9 protein-coding genes, 3 pseudogenes and 1 riboswitch are annotated in these 15,839 nt (G+C 38.1%); of the genes and pseudogenes, 1 reads left to right on the top strand and 11 read right to left on the bottom strand.

Annotation, left to right across the window (positions count from 1 at the left end):
• Positions 1–30: 30 nt before the first annotated feature.
• The 9 genes and pseudogenes from JCM15457_RS10090 to JCM15457_RS10050 all read right to left on the bottom strand — a co-directional run bounded on the left by JCM15457_RS10090 (position 31) and on the right by JCM15457_RS10050 (position 12,402).
• Positions 31–1,182 carry a CamS family sex pheromone protein gene (locus JCM15457_RS10090; RefSeq protein WP_034989734.1) on the bottom strand — a complete coding sequence of 384 codons (1,152 nt, stop codon included), beginning with the start codon at positions 1,180–1,182 and terminating at the stop codon, positions 31–33.
• Positions 1,179–3,191 carry an NAD-dependent DNA ligase LigA gene (gene ligA / locus JCM15457_RS10085; RefSeq protein ID WP_034989775.1) on the bottom strand — a complete coding sequence of 671 codons (2,013 nt, stop codon included), beginning with the start codon at positions 3,189–3,191 and terminating at the stop codon, positions 1,179–1,181. The genes JCM15457_RS10090 and ligA overlap by 4 nt, the downstream gene beginning before the upstream one ends.
• A gap of 45 nt (positions 3,192–3,236) precedes the next feature.
• Positions 3,237–5,446, bottom strand: a pseudogene (pcrA, locus tag JCM15457_RS10080) (DNA helicase PcrA).
• Between the two features lie 215 nt (positions 5,447–5,661).
• A pseudogene (locus JCM15457_RS10075) lies at positions 5,662–6,852 on the bottom strand (5-(carboxyamino)imidazole ribonucleotide synthase).
• Between the two features lie 515 nt (positions 6,853–7,367).
• Positions 7,368–8,663 (bottom strand): nucleobase:cation symporter-2 family protein, encoded by a 1,296-nt coding sequence (locus JCM15457_RS10070; protein ID WP_034989733.1) that lies wholly within the window; start codon positions 8,661–8,663, stop codon positions 7,368–7,370.
• Positions 8,656–9,242: pseudogene (locus JCM15457_RS10065) on the bottom strand (xanthine phosphoribosyltransferase). The gene JCM15457_RS10070 and the pseudogene JCM15457_RS10065 overlap by 8 nt, the downstream one beginning before the upstream one ends.
• A 78-nt stretch (positions 9,243–9,320) precedes the next feature.
• Positions 9,321–9,419, bottom strand: a riboswitch (purine riboswitch).
• A gap of 40 nt (positions 9,420–9,459) precedes the next feature.
• Positions 9,460–10,125 carry a glycoside hydrolase family 73 protein gene (locus JCM15457_RS10060; RefSeq protein WP_051993465.1) on the bottom strand — a complete coding sequence of 222 codons (666 nt, stop codon included), beginning with the start codon at positions 10,123–10,125 and terminating at the stop codon, positions 9,460–9,462.
• A gap of 315 nt (positions 10,126–10,440) precedes the next feature.
• Complete coding sequence (locus tag JCM15457_RS10055) at positions 10,441–10,878, bottom strand: MarR family winged helix-turn-helix transcriptional regulator (protein WP_034989731.1); 438 nt, start codon at positions 10,876–10,878, stop codon at positions 10,441–10,443.
• Between the two features lie 738 nt (positions 10,879–11,616).
• The gene (locus JCM15457_RS10050) at positions 11,617–12,402 is read right to left on the bottom strand and encodes a carbon-nitrogen family hydrolase (protein ID WP_034989774.1); all 786 of its coding nucleotides are present in this window, start codon (positions 12,400–12,402) and stop codon (positions 11,617–11,619) included.
• A 258-nt stretch (positions 12,403–12,660) separates the two neighbouring features.
• On the opposite strand from JCM15457_RS10050, the gene JCM15457_RS10045 reads away from it, so the two are divergent.
• Positions 12,661–13,575 (top strand): L-lactate dehydrogenase, encoded by a 915-nt coding sequence (locus tag JCM15457_RS10045; RefSeq protein WP_034989730.1) that lies wholly within the window; start codon positions 12,661–12,663, stop codon positions 13,573–13,575.
• 480 nt (positions 13,576–14,055) lie between these two features.
• Here the strand turns inward: JCM15457_RS10045 and JCM15457_RS10040 are convergent, their stop codons facing one another.
• Positions 14,056–14,991, bottom strand: a complete 936-nt coding sequence (locus JCM15457_RS10040) for a metal ABC transporter substrate-binding protein (RefSeq protein WP_051993463.1) — start codon at positions 14,989–14,991, stop codon at positions 14,056–14,058.
• A 5-nt stretch (positions 14,992–14,996) separates the two neighbouring features.
• Complete coding sequence (locus tag JCM15457_RS10035) at positions 14,997–15,839, bottom strand: metal ABC transporter permease (RefSeq protein WP_034989729.1); 843 nt, start codon at positions 15,837–15,839, stop codon at positions 14,997–14,999.

The following is a 15,839-nucleotide window of genomic DNA, read 5'->3' as shown; positions in this document are numbered from 1 at the left end:
AATATTAATAATGAATCCTATGTCCCTAGTTTAGTAACTGCTGAAGACATGTGTATAATAACTGCTTTCTTTTGCTTTTTTAGCAAGGAAGCTCTGAACCGTTCCGTCGCTTCCTTTGACAGTGATATCAATCGGGATTCCATTTGGAAGATATGTTTTTGCAGTTTGCGCGATGAACTGTGTGAAACTAGTTATCTCTGTTTCACTGTAAAATTGCGTCGTAATGTTCACATGCAATCCCTTCAATGACTTATTCTCATACTGCCCCTGAGCAGTGACCCCTGCCAAATTCGGGAAGAAGTTTTGCACCTGTTTTTTGAAGCTTTCAAAAGACGTTTCATCATTATCATTGGGCACAGAAGCAGTTGACGTTGACGGAAATACATAACTCTTTACATTAACATCGTTCCAAGATGAAATTGTGTTTCCGCTCTTGCTAACAGTATAGGAATAAAAAGATCCGCCTACTAAGCTATCATTTGATGATTGCTGGTACATTCCAATCAGAATAGGCACATTGTTTGGAACTCCTTCAGTATTTCGCAGTCTTGACAAAACCTTTGCAGCTGCTGCTTGACCTTCTTGAACCATTTTTTCTTTGGAAATATTGGTCGTAAACGTCGCACCGTATTTTTCTTTTTCATAGTAGTCCTTAGTATTCATTCCAATGCCGACTGTTATTCCTGACAGCGTCAATTTGCCATCTTTTTGCTTCATATAGTCTTGTTCCTCTAGCTGCTGCACATACATTGGGTTACGTTTATTAGCATCTTTTTGCCCATTGTCAATTGGATTTAACCCGTCTGGATTATCTTTTGATTTTCTGTCTAGCCATTTCTCAACCGTAGCAGAAGTTAACAACTGTCCCTCACGAAAAACATAACTATCTGTCGGAAATTGATCTTTCGATAATTGTGTCAGCCCAGCTTCAAAACTCTTCAGATTCAAAATATTATCTGAGTTCTGTGCCACTCCGACACCGCGGGCCTTGCTTGTTAAATATTTTCCATTTTTAATAACGCCCTCATACTCGCTATCGCTATTTTGACCAGTTGTTTGATATCCTGAGGAAGAATTTTTGGCGACATTATTGCCAGTTGAAGTCGAATCACCGATTTTTCCACAGGCTGCAAGTAATAGCACACTCAACCCTAAGCTAAAAATAACTCCTATCTTTTTCACTTTTTTTCCTCCATTTGTTCAATGAACTGTGCTTCATTTATAACTTTAACGTCCAATTTTTGTGCCTTCGTCAACTTACTTCCTGCACTGTGACCTGCAATTACCAAATCCGTTTTTTGCGAGACACTTCCGGTAACGTCAGCTCCATGCTCTTCTAGCCATTTCTTAGCTTCAGATCTCTTCATATGGTCTAAAGTTCCAGTCAGGACAACTCTTTTATCAGCAAAATAGTTGTCACTTGTGTTGCTGACTGACCGCTCTGAGCCTTTGTAAAGGAGATTGACTCCAACTTCATCCAACTCTTTGATCAATTCTTTGACCTCTGCGTTAGAGAAATAAGTTACAACACTATCAGCTATCACGTCTCCCATCGAGTCAATTTCTAAAATTTCAGCGGGCTCGGCTTTCATTAGGTTTCTCAAGTCTTGAAAATGCTGCATCAACAGACGTGCTACCTTGGCACCCACATGACGAATTCCTAGGCCAAAAAGAAGTCTCTCAACGGAATTATGCCTACTTTTAGCGATAGCTGTCAACAGATTACTGGCTGCTTTATCTTTAAACTTATCTAATTTAATCAAATCTTCAAATTTTAACCGGTATAAATCTGCAATGTCGGCTACCAGATTCTGATTAAACAACTGTTCAACTACCTTAGGACCTAAACCAGAAATATCCATCGCATTCCTTGAGCCAAAATGAATCAAACTTTCCTTTATCAGTGCTGGACACTTTGGATTAATACACCTCAGGGCAACTTCATCATTCAAGTGTACTAATTCAGCCTTGCAGATAGGACAATTTGTCGGCACAGAACTCGGTTGCGAATCATGCAGCCTTTTTTTCATTACAACATTTGAAATTTCAGGAATGATATCCCCAGCTTTGTGCAAAACAACGGTATCCAGCAATCGTATATCCTTTTGCTTTAAATAATCGGGGTTATGCAGGGATGCTCGAGAAACAACTGATCCAGCTATCGTAACTGGGTCCATTACAGCAGTTGGAGTAACTATCCCCGTTCTTCCAACAGTCCATTCTATCTGACGGACAATTGTTTCTTGCTCATCCGGTGGAAATTTATATGCGATTGCCCAGCGAGGAACTTTGACCGTGTTTCCAACCATACGCTGAACATTAAATGGGTCGGCTTTCAAAACAATCCCATCAATATCATAAGGAAGGGATGTTCTTTTTGCCTGATACTCATCAATATAAGCGTTTATTTCAGCAGCAGATGTCACTACTCGTGATTCAGAATTGGTTCTAAACCCCCATTCAGCCATTTTTTTCAGTGCTTCACTCTGCTTTTCAATTCCAAGACTCTCTGGCTTCATCAGATAGTAGATGAAGGTACTTAAATGCCGCCGTGCTGTAATGCTTGTATCCAGCTGCCGCAAACTCCCCGCAGCAGCGTTACGCGGATTTGCAAAAACCGGTTTGCCCTCTGCTTCACGCTTAGCGTTCAACTCTGCAAATGCACGCTTAGGCATATAGCACTCTCCTCGCACCTCAAGTGAAACCGGTTCTGTTAATTGCAATGGAATAGCTTTGATCGTCCGCAGATTCTCCGTAATGTCCTCACCAATAACGCCATTGCCTCGAGTTGATCCTTGAACAAATACCCCGTTTTCATAAACTAGCGAGATCGCTAACCCATCAATTTTTAATTCACAGCTGTATGCGAAATCTTTGTCTGCTGTCTTGCGCAACCTCTCATCGAATTCCATTAGTTCTTGCTTGGAAAAGACATCTCCCAACGATAACATTGGTAATTCATGATTGAGTTTGTTAAAACCTGATAAGACTTGGCCTCCGACACGCTGAGTTGGAGAATCACTTACAATGATCTTAGGAAATCTTTTTTCCAAGCCAACTAATTCCTTGTAGGCTTTATCATAAACTACATCCTCAACGGTTGGCTGATCCATAACGTAATACTGGTGACTCCAATCATTAAGCTGTTTTCTAAGTTCCTGTGCACGTTTTTGCGCAGCGTGTTCAGTCAACAAATCGCTCACTCCTCTACTGTTCTCGTAATTGAGAATCTCCACCTACTCTTTAGCTATTTTTGTTATTGGTGCAAACGCAGCTAATAGCCGCTTAATCCCCTTGCCTTCAAAAGCAATATCCAGCTCCAGATCTTCTCCTTGACCAGAAGTCTTGACAACAGTTCCTGTCCCCCACGCTTTATGCATGACTTTGTCCCCAATCTGCCATGCTTTCTTGTCTGCACCGGTTCCTCTATTTTTTTCAATCGTCCCAGCAGGTTGACGATATATTGGTTTATGAAATTCTTTTCTATCCGAATGCCTCATGCTGCCCAACGAAGTACTTGCAACATCGTGATTATCGGCTTGCAACAGGTCAGAATCAATCTCTTGGATAAAGCGAGAGGCTGGATTAGTTTGGCGCCGACCGTACAGCATACGAGAAAAAGCATTTGTTAAATACAATGCCTTTTCTGCACGTGTAATACCAACGTATGCTAAGCGACGTTCTTCCTCCAGCTCACTTTCATCCATCATTGACCGTGACAGTGGGAACAAGCCTTCCTCAAGCCCCATCAAAAAGACTACCGGAAACTCCAATCCCTTGGCAGCATGAAGTGTCATCAATGTCACTTCATTTGCGTTTTCTTCAACACCATCTTGGTCTGAAACAAGTGCTAAATCTGCTAGGAAGTCAACAAACGGATCACTTGTTTCATCTTCTGGTTCCCAATTATCGTCAAACTGCTTGGTTACTGTTAAAAACTCATTCAAGTTATCAAGTCTGCTTTGATTCTCCAAATTTTTAGTAGCTTCTAAGGCAGCTTTATATCCTGTTTTATCTAATAGACTTTCCGTTAACTCTGTCACATTCATTTTTTCCTGCATTACATGCAATTGTTTGATCGTATAGGCAAAGTCACTCAAGGCACGACTCGCTTTGCCTGAAATATTCGCTAAAATTGCATCACTGGCTGCATCAAGCAAAGACAAATCATTCATCTCGGCGAAAGCTGTTAGTTTCTCGAGACTTGTTGCCCCAATGCCGCGTTTGGTTCATTGACTATTCGTTCAAAACTGATATTGTCCTGTGGGTTAGCTATCAGCCGAATATATGCCAGTACGTCCATGATTTCCTTACGGTCGTAAAATTTATGAGCACCTACAATTTTATATGGGATATTTGCTTTGATAAATGTTTCTTCGATCACACGTGACTGTGCATTCGTTCGATATAGCACAGCAAAAGAGCCATAACTATAATTATTTTGTTCCATTAATTTTTGAATATTACGAACAACATAAAACGCTTCATCATTAGCATTCTGCCCACGATAATAATGGATTTTTTCACCTTGTATATTATTTGTCCATAACTGTTTTTCTTTTCTTCTTACATTGTTTCTAATAACTGCATTTGCCGCCTGCAAAATATTTTTCGTCGATCGATAATTCTGCTCAAGCTTAACAATTCGTGCATCAGGATAATCTTCTTCAAAATTAAGAATATTCTCCATATTTGCACCGCGCCAGCCGTAAATACTCTGATCTGCATCACCAACAACACATATATTATGCCCTGCTTGAGCCAAACTATTAACAAGTTCGTATTGTGCCTTGTTTGTATCTTGATATTCATCAACATGAATATACAGAAATTTTCTCTGATAATAATGTAATACTTCCGGTTCCTCTTTGAAAAGTCTCAAAGTCAGCATAATCAAATCATCAAAATCAACTGCTTGGTTTTGCTCCAGTCTTCTTTGATATTCCGCATAAACATCAGCTACGACTTTTTCAAAAGGGGATTGTGCTTCTTGCAAGTAATCTTTTGGCGTTTTCAAGTCATTTTTGGCATTTGAGATAGCACCAAGAAGTGAGCGCGGATCAAATTTCTTGGGATCAATATTCAAATCCGTCAGAATATGCTTGATCAGAGTTCGCTGTTCACTTGTACCTGTAATTGTAAAGGCACGATTGTATCCTAACTTATCAATATCCCTTCTCAAGATGCGGACACATAAAGCGTGAAAGGTTGAAACCCAAACATCCTCTGACCCTTCACCTAACAAGTTGTTTACTCGCTCACGCATTTCCTTGGCTGCTTTATTAGTAAAAGTAATTGCTAAAACATTCCACGGATTGACATTTTTTTCCTTGATCAAATAAGCCACACGATGTGTTAAAACTCTTGTCTTGCCACTGCCGGCACCAGCAATTATTAACAACGGCCCTTCAGTACACAAAACAGCATCTTTCTGCTTATCATTCATTTCGTTCAATAGATCATTTGCTACCACTTGATTTCAATCCTCTCTTTTGTCCAGTCGGCTTCCATTATAGCAAAAAAAAGATAACACTTCTCTAAAAAAGAGAAACAAATCCGCTCCCGTCAGAGCGGTTTTCTTTTTTAAAGCCGTGTATCTCCCAACATGTAAAAATACGCCTATAATTGATGTTCATTCCCTTAATACATAAAAACTATTTTTTAATCCTTTTCTTCAGCTTCCTTACTGTCTTCAATCTCTGCTGGGGCCTTTTGTTTAACTTCAATATCTTCGTTGCAAATCCCTGTCGCGTCGATTTGCTGAACAGCAGCCTCGACCGTATCAGCTAGAACTGTCAAATAGCCTGCTTCTTGAACATGCGTTGTTTGAGGATAACGATAAAAATGATAGTACCAATTGTCTTTAAGAATCCACTGGGTCCTAAGCTGGTCAACATCCTCGGTGCGCAATGCAACTGCTACAGTCGGCTGGAGTAATTTTACTTGTGGTAACGGCATATGTGCGAGTGCACGCAAGTGCTGTTCAAACATCGAAACATTTGTTGCCTTATCAAAAAGATATCCTGCCTTATGAAGAGTCGGCACAATCCTTTTTACATATAAAGTACCGCTTTTGGTCAAAAAGAAAGCAATCTCCAAGACACCAACATAATGCAATTCGTTTGAAATGTCACTTGCCAGCCGTTGGACTTCAGCTTTGATTTCAGCAGAAACATCTGCTTTAACTACTGATTGATGCAGCTGATGCTCGTGATAAATATTTTCAACGATAGGGAACATATTAAGTTTGCCATTTGCTTCCTTTGCAATAACAACTGACAGCTCTTTTTCATATGGTATCCAAGCTTCTAAAACAAACGTTCCCAGATCAACCAAATCTGCACACTTAGAGATGTCAGACTGCTTTCTAATAATCTGTTGTCTTCTTCGACCATACCCCTTTTGAATTGGTTTTAAAACACACGGATAACCAATAGAACCTATGGATTGATAAATGTCATCTAAACCAACAATCGTTGCATAAGGTGCAATATTGATGTTGATCTGTTCTAGAAATGCGCGTTCCAACAACCTATCCTGCGAATTTTCCAGAGCTTCTCTTCCTTGAGGGATGCGTGTAAAGCGTTCTAAAAAAGCAACTACTTCCGCCGAAACATTCTCAGACTCATAAGTTACAACATCACACCTCTCGGCGAAATCTTGCAACTTGGTTTTGTCGTCTTGTGCGCCTATAATTCTCAGGTCTGCTTCCTGCATGGTAGGATCCGCTTCATTCGCTCCGTACGCCACGACCTGAAAGCCATTTTTTGGCAGTTTCAGCCAACATTATCCCATTTGGCTGCTGCCTATTATCCCAATCGCGCTTCCAGGGAACAACACTTCATTATCCATTCTCTCACTACTTTCTCTGTGGTCAGTTAATCTTATAATCGTAAGCCATCTTTGCCCTTGCTGTTTAATCCGCAAGGTGTCCTCTCGTCTAATAGTTTACCATACATTGTAGATTTCAATTCTTTATTAATTCTAAAAAAACGATTTATGGTGAAGTCATTCTCCACAATAAAAAAGCGTACCAGAAATTGTAGTAATCTTTACCCATCAACAACGAATTGTATACATAGGCTATTTGGCTATGAGCAAAACGCAATTAAGTGGCAAAATTTGACATCTGGAACACTCTTAATATGTAGTTCTTAAGCTGCTTGTAAAATCTATCGCTAAGTCACAAGGAATATTTTGCTACTGTTTCTTGTTTTAAATCTTGCATTGTAGATGGTGTGCCTCAATAGCTAGTCAGACTCTCTATAACACATGTGAATTACCCTTCATCAATCTCTAACCATACCCGTAATTCACACTTAGTACTCAAAAGCTGCCTTCGACATACCATTTGCCTGATACTGTCACTACTCTTCTAAACCGCTGCGTCCTTTAAAAATAACATTTAGCAAAACTGACACAAGGCTCGCAACAACAATTCCATTGCCTAAGAGAAGTTGCAGTGTTTTTGGGAAAAACTGGAAAACTTCAGGATAGACTGCAACGCCTAAGCCCAAGCCTATTGAAAGAGCAACTATCAGCAAATTTTTCTGATCCGAAAAATCAACCTTTAGCAGCATTCGCATCCCTTGAACACTTATCATGGCAAACATCACCAGCATTGCACCACCTAAAACCGGTGTTGGAATAATGGTGGCTACCGCACCTATCTTGGGCAAAAGTCCCATCAGCATCAGTAAACCTGCAGACCAATAAATTGGTTTCTTAGTTTTAATACCCGATAGCTGCAAAAGACCAACATTCTGAGAAAATGTAGTGTAGGGAAAAGTATTGAAAACTCCTCCCAGTATAGCAGCCATCCCTTCTGCACGATAACCGCGCTTTAAATCCGCTGCTGTTACTTGCTTATTCAACACATCTCCTAATGCAAAAAAGACACCCGTTGACTCAACCATCGAAACCAGTGAAATTATGATCATCGTAATTGACGAAGACCACTCAAAATGAGGTGCGCCAAAATAAAACGGCTGCGGTATTCTGAACCATGAAGCATCAACAATCGGTGCCAGTGAAACTAAACCCATCATTGATGCTATGAGCGTGCCAGCAACCAATCCCAGTAAAACAGAAATAGTACTTATGAATTTTTTACCCCAAACTTGAATAATTAAAATAACTAAAATAGTTATAAAACCAAGTAAAACATTATGCAGTTCACCAAAACTTTTTGAGGCTGCATCTCCGCCTCCAATATTTTGGACCGCAATCGGTATCAATGTCAATCCTATCACAGTGATCAATGAGCCTGTTACAACTGGCGGAAAAAGTTTTTTTATCTTCGAAAATTGACCGGCAATCAAAAAGACAAAAACTCCAGCAACAATAATAGCTCCATACATTGTACCGATCGTGAATTCTTTGCCGATCATCTTTAATGGCCCAACAGCTTGAATCGCACATCCTAATATAACTGGTAGCCCTATTCCAAAATAACGATTCCGCAAAAGTTGCAGCAAAGTTGCTAACCCACACATGAATATATCAATCGAAACAAGATATGTCATTTGTGTACTATTAAATTTCAAAGCAGTTCCTATCAGCAAAGGAACTGCTATTGCTCCTGAATACATTGCTAGCAAATGTTGCAACCCTAATATTGCTGCTTTGCCATTACTAACATTTTTTTCGACTTGATTAATCATTCTCAGCGCTCCCTGCAAAATGAACTTTATTACCCGCAAAAGAAGAAATTCGTGCTAATGACTCTAATCTGACGCCGCGTTTTCTAATCAGTTCTGCTCCTTGCTGAAATGACTTTTCAATTACAATACCAGCACCAACAACATGGCTTGCGCCAGTTTGCAAATATCTAACAAGCCATTCACAGCTTGACCGTTTGCTAAAAAATCATCAATTATCAACACGTTATCATTGGTACTTAAAAACTTTGCATCTACAGATATCGTATTTTCGACTTTTTTCGTATATGAATAAACTTTTGCTGTATATAGACTTCCATTCAAAGTCGAGCTCTTCTGCTTTTTCGCAAAAACCACTGGAACATGCATCAATAAGCCTGCCATAATAGCTGGTGCTATCCCTGAAGACTCTACCGTTAATATCTTAGTTATGTCCTCCTCACCAAACAAACGTTTAAATTCTTGCCCCACAGCATACATCAGTTCGGGATCGATTTGATGATTTAAAAATTGATTCACTTTTAGCACATCTCCGTCCAATACGACCCCATCTTCACGAATCCGTTCTTCCAGTAACTTCAACTTATCCGACCTTTCTTTTTAAAGTACAAAAAAGGCTTCTTTTAACACGACAAGTCGTAAAAGAAGCCCCTCCCACTATTAGTAGCTTTTTTTACTTATAGTCCAAGATTTTCGGTCTTGGGTAGAAACTTGTCAACCATATTATGACATTATATAAGTACAATACCTACGTAGATTAGCATATATTATGCCAATCGGCAAACTCTATTATTCGACTTTATTTTGTTAAAGTCTTATCATACCTGTCTAATTGATACTCTTGAATAATCTGAATCAATTTCTGGGCATATCCAGGATCTGTGGCATAACCTTGTTTTTGCAAGGCAGCAGCGGCTTCACGATAATCTTTGGCCGCTAACACTGACCGATAATGATCCTGATCCCAGCCGGTTCCATTCACAAATAAGCGTGTATGTGCTTCAATTGATTCATTCCAATCTTTATAAGTTGCAAATTTAGCTTTAACTGTTATCCATTGCCCATTAACGTACTCAGCAGTTGTCATTAGCTGTGCATTAGCTGCATCACTTTTAACACCAAACAAATTATGATAACGACTTGCTAATTGACTCTGGCCCCAATTTGATTCAAGGGCCGCTTGTGCAAGTGTAATGCTGGTCAATAGTTGATGCTGCCTTTGTTCTTTCTGTGCAACCGGCAAAATCTGATTAATAAAGTTTCTTTTTGTATTATCATTGATTTGTGTAGTATCAGCATCATTATTATCGCTTGTTGAATACTTGCCTAACCAATTCATTACCTGGACTGTTAACAAGCTTATAACTAAAACCAGCACTAAAACATTAGTTATCTGTAATTTTCCATTAACTATCAAGAAGCCTTTCTTCTTGCGGTTGGTCTTCTTTCTTCTCTTCTTAGCCAAATTTTTCAATCCTTTGTATAGTCAGCACAACTTTGCCTCCTGCACGATTCTTCTTTGTCCAGTTTTTTTCTTTGCTTTATCTCAAAACTGCTCGTGCCGATTATAGCATATAAAACAAAGCTTACTTCATACAAAACATCTAAAAAAATACTCGTTTGTCAAAATTTAACATAATTAATTATTTTTTAAAGGTATGTCCGGTTTAAATAATACTTCATCGAATAAACATAGCTGTCTTTCCTTCCATTAAAAACAAAAAAGTCGAGATACTATCTCAACTTTCAGCCATCAATATATATATAACACACTCTTTTATTAAAATTCATCCAAGCTCTCATCCGTAACTATCTCAATCGTCTGACGCAAAACTCGCTTAAAAATAGCTAAGTCCTTAGGTGCGACTTCATCTTCGAGCTTATTTTCCAATCTCTGCCAAAATTCATTGTCTGAGTCCATCATTTGATGATACTTATCTGTTACCATCAAATGTGTAACACGACGATCTACATCATCTAACCTTTTTTCAATTAAGCCCAACTTCATTAGCTTTTTAATATGGTAGTTAGTATTAGGTGTGGATTGATCAAGCAGTTTAGATATCATCCCAATTGTCGGCTCTTTAAGTTGATAAATAGCTTCCAAATAGTAAATATCGATTGCGCCCAGTTTTTCAAAATCAGGTGCATCTTGATGTCGTTCATGCAGCCTTAAAACCTGCGTTAAGTTGGTCAAAGATTTTTGTAAAGTAATCACGCTTTTTTTCCCCCGAATGTTTAAAAATTTTTATATAACATGTGAACTATCATAATATACTAAAATAATATAGCCTTGTCAAGTAAACGCTATAAATTATGTGTTTTCCTATCTTCCATGCGTACATTTTACACTAATATGTTTAAAAATTCTAAAAATATGTTTCTTATCAAAGTCTTGGTATTTATATTACTCTCCCAACATTTTTTTGTGTGTTGCATGCAGAATTATCGATACCCCCAGCAGGTTTAAACCACATATTTTCTATTCTACTATTTTTTTGACAATATTTAAATAACATATCGTAATACGTATCATTTAAATTATTAAAAATGATAATTTTTTACTTATTAATATTCCTCACCTTCTTTCTTAAAACATCCTCATTTCAACTTATATTACACTATAGCCCTTCTACGAAAACATTGCACAAGTCCACAATTAGCATAAACTCATTTTTCTACATTATCGTGCTCTCTTTTAAAGTACTGCCTAACAGTACTTTAACTTTATCTTACCCCCTTTTGAAAGAACCGCATTTAGCACTTGCTGTTGTCCAATGATAATATAAAATGCTTTTTATATTGACTTGTACGCTGAAGTCGCTAACAAAACTTGGCTAGTCCATATAAAATGTACCGCTTATTTTTTTGACTACTACTATTTATGTGCAACTCTATTATAATTTACCGTTTTAGCAGAGTCATTTTATCTCTTATATTACACGAAAATTGTGGACTAATCATATAAATCTACCCGCCTATCTAAAAAAACAGGTATTTCACCACGAATTGCTTCGAGTGAATCTAAGTCTAAATTGACATCAAAGATTCCTTCTTTGTCATCTGGAGCTCGCAAAAGAATGTTGCCCAAAGGATCGATTGCAAGCGAGTGACCATTAAAATGATCTCCTTCCGGACCTTCCCCCACTCGATTAACAGCTATAACAAACGCCTGATTTTCAATAGCTCGTGCTCGCAACATAATTTCCCACTGCTCAATCCTTTGCTCTGGCCACTGCGCACTGACAAATAAAACTTTGGCTCCTTGATGCATCAATGACCGTTCCCATTCTGGGAAACGGATGTCGTAGCAAATAACACCTGTTGCTGGAATGCCATCTAAAACAAAACGATTAGCTTTTGCTCCCGCAGTTATCCACTTATCTTCATGCATCAGGCCAAATAGATGTACCTTATCATATTCACTGCAAAGTTTGCCTTTGCGATCAAAAACATAGCTGGTATTGTAGAAGGAGCCGTTCTTCACCGTTGCAACAGACCCACCGACAATATTCACTTCCAACTTTCGTGCTAATTCCGCCAAAAAAGTTTTAGTTCTATTCCCCTCTTTGTCAGCTAACTCATTTAGCTGATCCAATGCATACCCGATATTCCACATCTCTGGGAGAACAATTATATCAGTTTTAGCAGCAGCTGCTTCCGTAACCAGCTGCTGCACCCTCTCATAATTGACTTCTGCCTGAGCATATTTTACATCCATTTGTATCAAGCTTATTCTCAAAGACATTTTTGATCTTCCTTTCTAAAAACGTTGTTGCTTTTATTTTAAAATTATTTAATTAAATTTACAAAAAATTGGAGTTAAATCTAAAAATTATCTACAGGAACGTGATTTAACTCAGATTTAATTTTACCAAAAAAGACCATGTTTTTATACATAGCTTTATATAAAAAAGCAAAGCCGCAGTTGACTTTAAGCCCAGAACATTTAAAATTGAGATTATAATAGCTTTAGATTATTTTAATGGAGGTTCATTGAATGAGAAAAATTGGTGTGATAGGTCTAGGCCATGTTGGTGCAACTATTGCTTATACACTTGTGACAAAGGGGATTGCCGATGAACTTGTTTTGATTGATTCAAATGAGGATAAGGCAGTTGCAGAAGAGTACGATCTTCGCGATACCCTTTCTCGCTTAGACACTTTTACCAAAATTATTCCACAAGATTATACTGCCTTAAAAGATGCAGATGTTATCATAACAGCTTTTGGAAATATTTCGGCCATAAAGATGGATGGAGATCGTTTTGGTGAATTGAACTACAATGCTGCTGTTGTTGCAGAGGTTGCTCAAAAAATCAAAAAAGTTGGGTTTAATGGCGTACTTATCAATATTAGCAATCCATGCGACGTTATTACTACTCTATTGCAGCGACAAACTGGTCTCAGCAAGAAGCAAGTCTTCGGGACAGGAACATTCTTGGACACTGCAAGAATGCAGCGAGCAGTTGGCCAAGCCGTCCATGAGGATCCTAAAAATATTAGCGGTTATGTTCTTGGCGAGCATGGAGAATCACAATTCACTGCTTGGTCAACGGTCGAAGTTAAGGGACACACAATTGAAGATGCCGCTGCCGTATGTGGTTTAGATCTTGCTGATTTGGATCACCGTGCTCGTCGCGGAGGATGGTTGATTTTTTCAGGTAAACACTATACATGTTACGCGATTACGACCTGTGCAATTAAGCTTGCTCTCGCGGTACTTTCAGATGCACACCTTGCATGCCCGACCTCTGTTTATCTTGAAAATTATGGTCACTATATTGGATACCCTGCAGTTATAGGTCGTCAGGGAGTTGTTGAGATAAATAAAATCAAGCTAACTATCGAAGAACAAGCTAAACTAGACAATTCTGCTAAGATAATTTCAGAAAAGCTAACATCACTGCATTAACTTTTTTATTCTCAAAGATTGCTGCTAGTTATACTATACTGGAAGCGGAAATGCTTAATGCTGCTAAGCGAGTATTTGATTGCTTGAGACGAGTTGATGCAGATAATATGCGTTTATTTTAAATAAGGCAGTACAAAGTCGGGAAAATTTGAGTACTAACTCGAAATTACAAACATAGCGAGTACTTTGCTATGAGTAATTCGAAGCTAGACGGAGAATTTTGACTTATGGAACACGTTTATACGGAATAAAAAGAAGGAGCTGTGCCAAAAACTAAATTTGGCACAGCTCCTTATAAATTTGCATGAAGATACATTATAATTCAAAATTCTCTATCCAACTTCGCATTATGCATGTTGAACAACTCACTACATACATTTCTAATTTTACGTCAGTACTCTAAGCTTTAACAAATATGCCACACTTTTCCCATCATTTTATTGTAGATAGCAAGAACAAATTCATCCAATAAGTGCTTACTTATTGAGACAAGCCAGCTGCAATTTTTTCTAAATTCCATTTCATCATTGAATAGTAACTATCTCCAGTCTGACCCTTCTTAGCGACAGAATCTGTAAATATCTCAGAGTAGATCGGAATACCAGTTTCTTTCGAAATAGTTTTCATTGGTCTTGAATCTACGCTACTTTCCACAAATAGTGCTGGGACCTCTGAATTCTTAAGTTTCTGTACTAATTTTTTTAATTGATCTGGTGTGCCTTCTTGTTCAGTATTAATTTCCCAAATATAAGCCGAAGGAACATTGTAAGCCCTAGAAAAATACTTGAAACATCCTTCACTTGTAACAATCATCTTTTTAGCAGCAGGAATATTTTCAAACTCGCGTTTAGCTTTGCTATGAAGCCCATTTAATTTCTTTACATATGCGTTCAAATTTTTCTTGTAAAACTTCTTATTTTTCGGATCTTTAGCTGCAAGCTGTTTCTCAATATTCCTCGCATAAATAACACCATTTTTAAGATCCAACCACGCATGGGGATCCTCTTTTCCCTTTTCCGACGCTCCTTCCAAATATATTTTTTTCACACCATCACTAACTGCAAAATAATCTTTATTTGCCTTTTTACCTGCATTTTTGACAAGTTTTTCAAACCATGCATTGCCACCAGTTTCTAGATTGAGTCCATTATAAAAAATAGCATCAGCTTCAGATACTTTTTTCGTATCTTCAGGCAGTGGCTCGTACTCATGGGGATCTCGTCCAGCTGGAACGATACTGTGTAACTCTATACGATTCTTACCAATGTTTTTAGTAATATCAGCTATGATAGAATTAGTTGCCACTACTTTTATTTTATCTGATTTTTCCGATGTACTATTTTTAGTTGAAGAACACCCTGCAAACGCCAAAACGATGAAAGCTGTAAAAGCCACGTAACTTAAATATTTGCGCATCTTTTTCACCATTTTTGCACCTTCCTTTTCACATATTTTTGTTTTGGTGAGATGAAAAAACTAACTAAGAACACTACAGCAGCGGTTAACACAATGCTTGAACCAGCTGCGATATTATAACTGTATCCGATAAAGAGCCCTATTACCGAAACAACTGCCCCGATTCCGGCCGCTAAGAAGATCATTGTTTTCAAAGTTTTAGTGAATAAAAATGCTGTAGCAGCCGGTGTTATTAAAAGCGCCACAATTAAAATTGTTCCCACACTTTGCATAGCAGTAACAGCAACCAAGGTCAACATCAACATAAGTAGATAGTGATAAAAATTGACTCGCATCCCCAATGCTTTAGCCATTTGCGGATCAAATGATGTCAATAAGAGTTCTTTGAAATATAAAACAATCACTAATATAACTAGGAAAGAAACTGCAATCGTTATCCATTTATCCACATCCTGAACTGCAAGAATATTCCCAAAAAGTATATGGAATAAATCAGTTGAACTGCGTGCAACCCCAATCAATATAACTCCCAGTGCTAAAAAGGAACTAAAGGTTATTCCAATCGCAGTATCACTCTTGATAAGACTGTTTTCTTTAATATAAGTAATTATTATTGAAGATAATATTCCAAATGCAATTGCTCCGACAAAAAAATTGATACTCAAGATGTATGCAATAGCTACTCCTGGCAAAACTGCATGAGAAATCGCATCCCCCATTAGCGACATTCCACGTAAAATAATGAAACATCCGACAATACCTGAAACAGTACCTACAACAACTGCAGTTATTAAGGCATTTTGTAAAAAATGAAAAGTCATCAATCCATGAATAAACTCTGCAAGCAT

This window comes from Liquorilactobacillus sucicola DSM 21376 = JCM 15457, from assembly GCF_000612445.1.
Taxonomy (GTDB): Bacteria; Bacillota; Bacilli; order Lactobacillales; family Lactobacillaceae; genus Liquorilactobacillus; species Liquorilactobacillus sucicola.
This window is presented reverse-complemented; position numbering and strand designations above follow the sequence as displayed.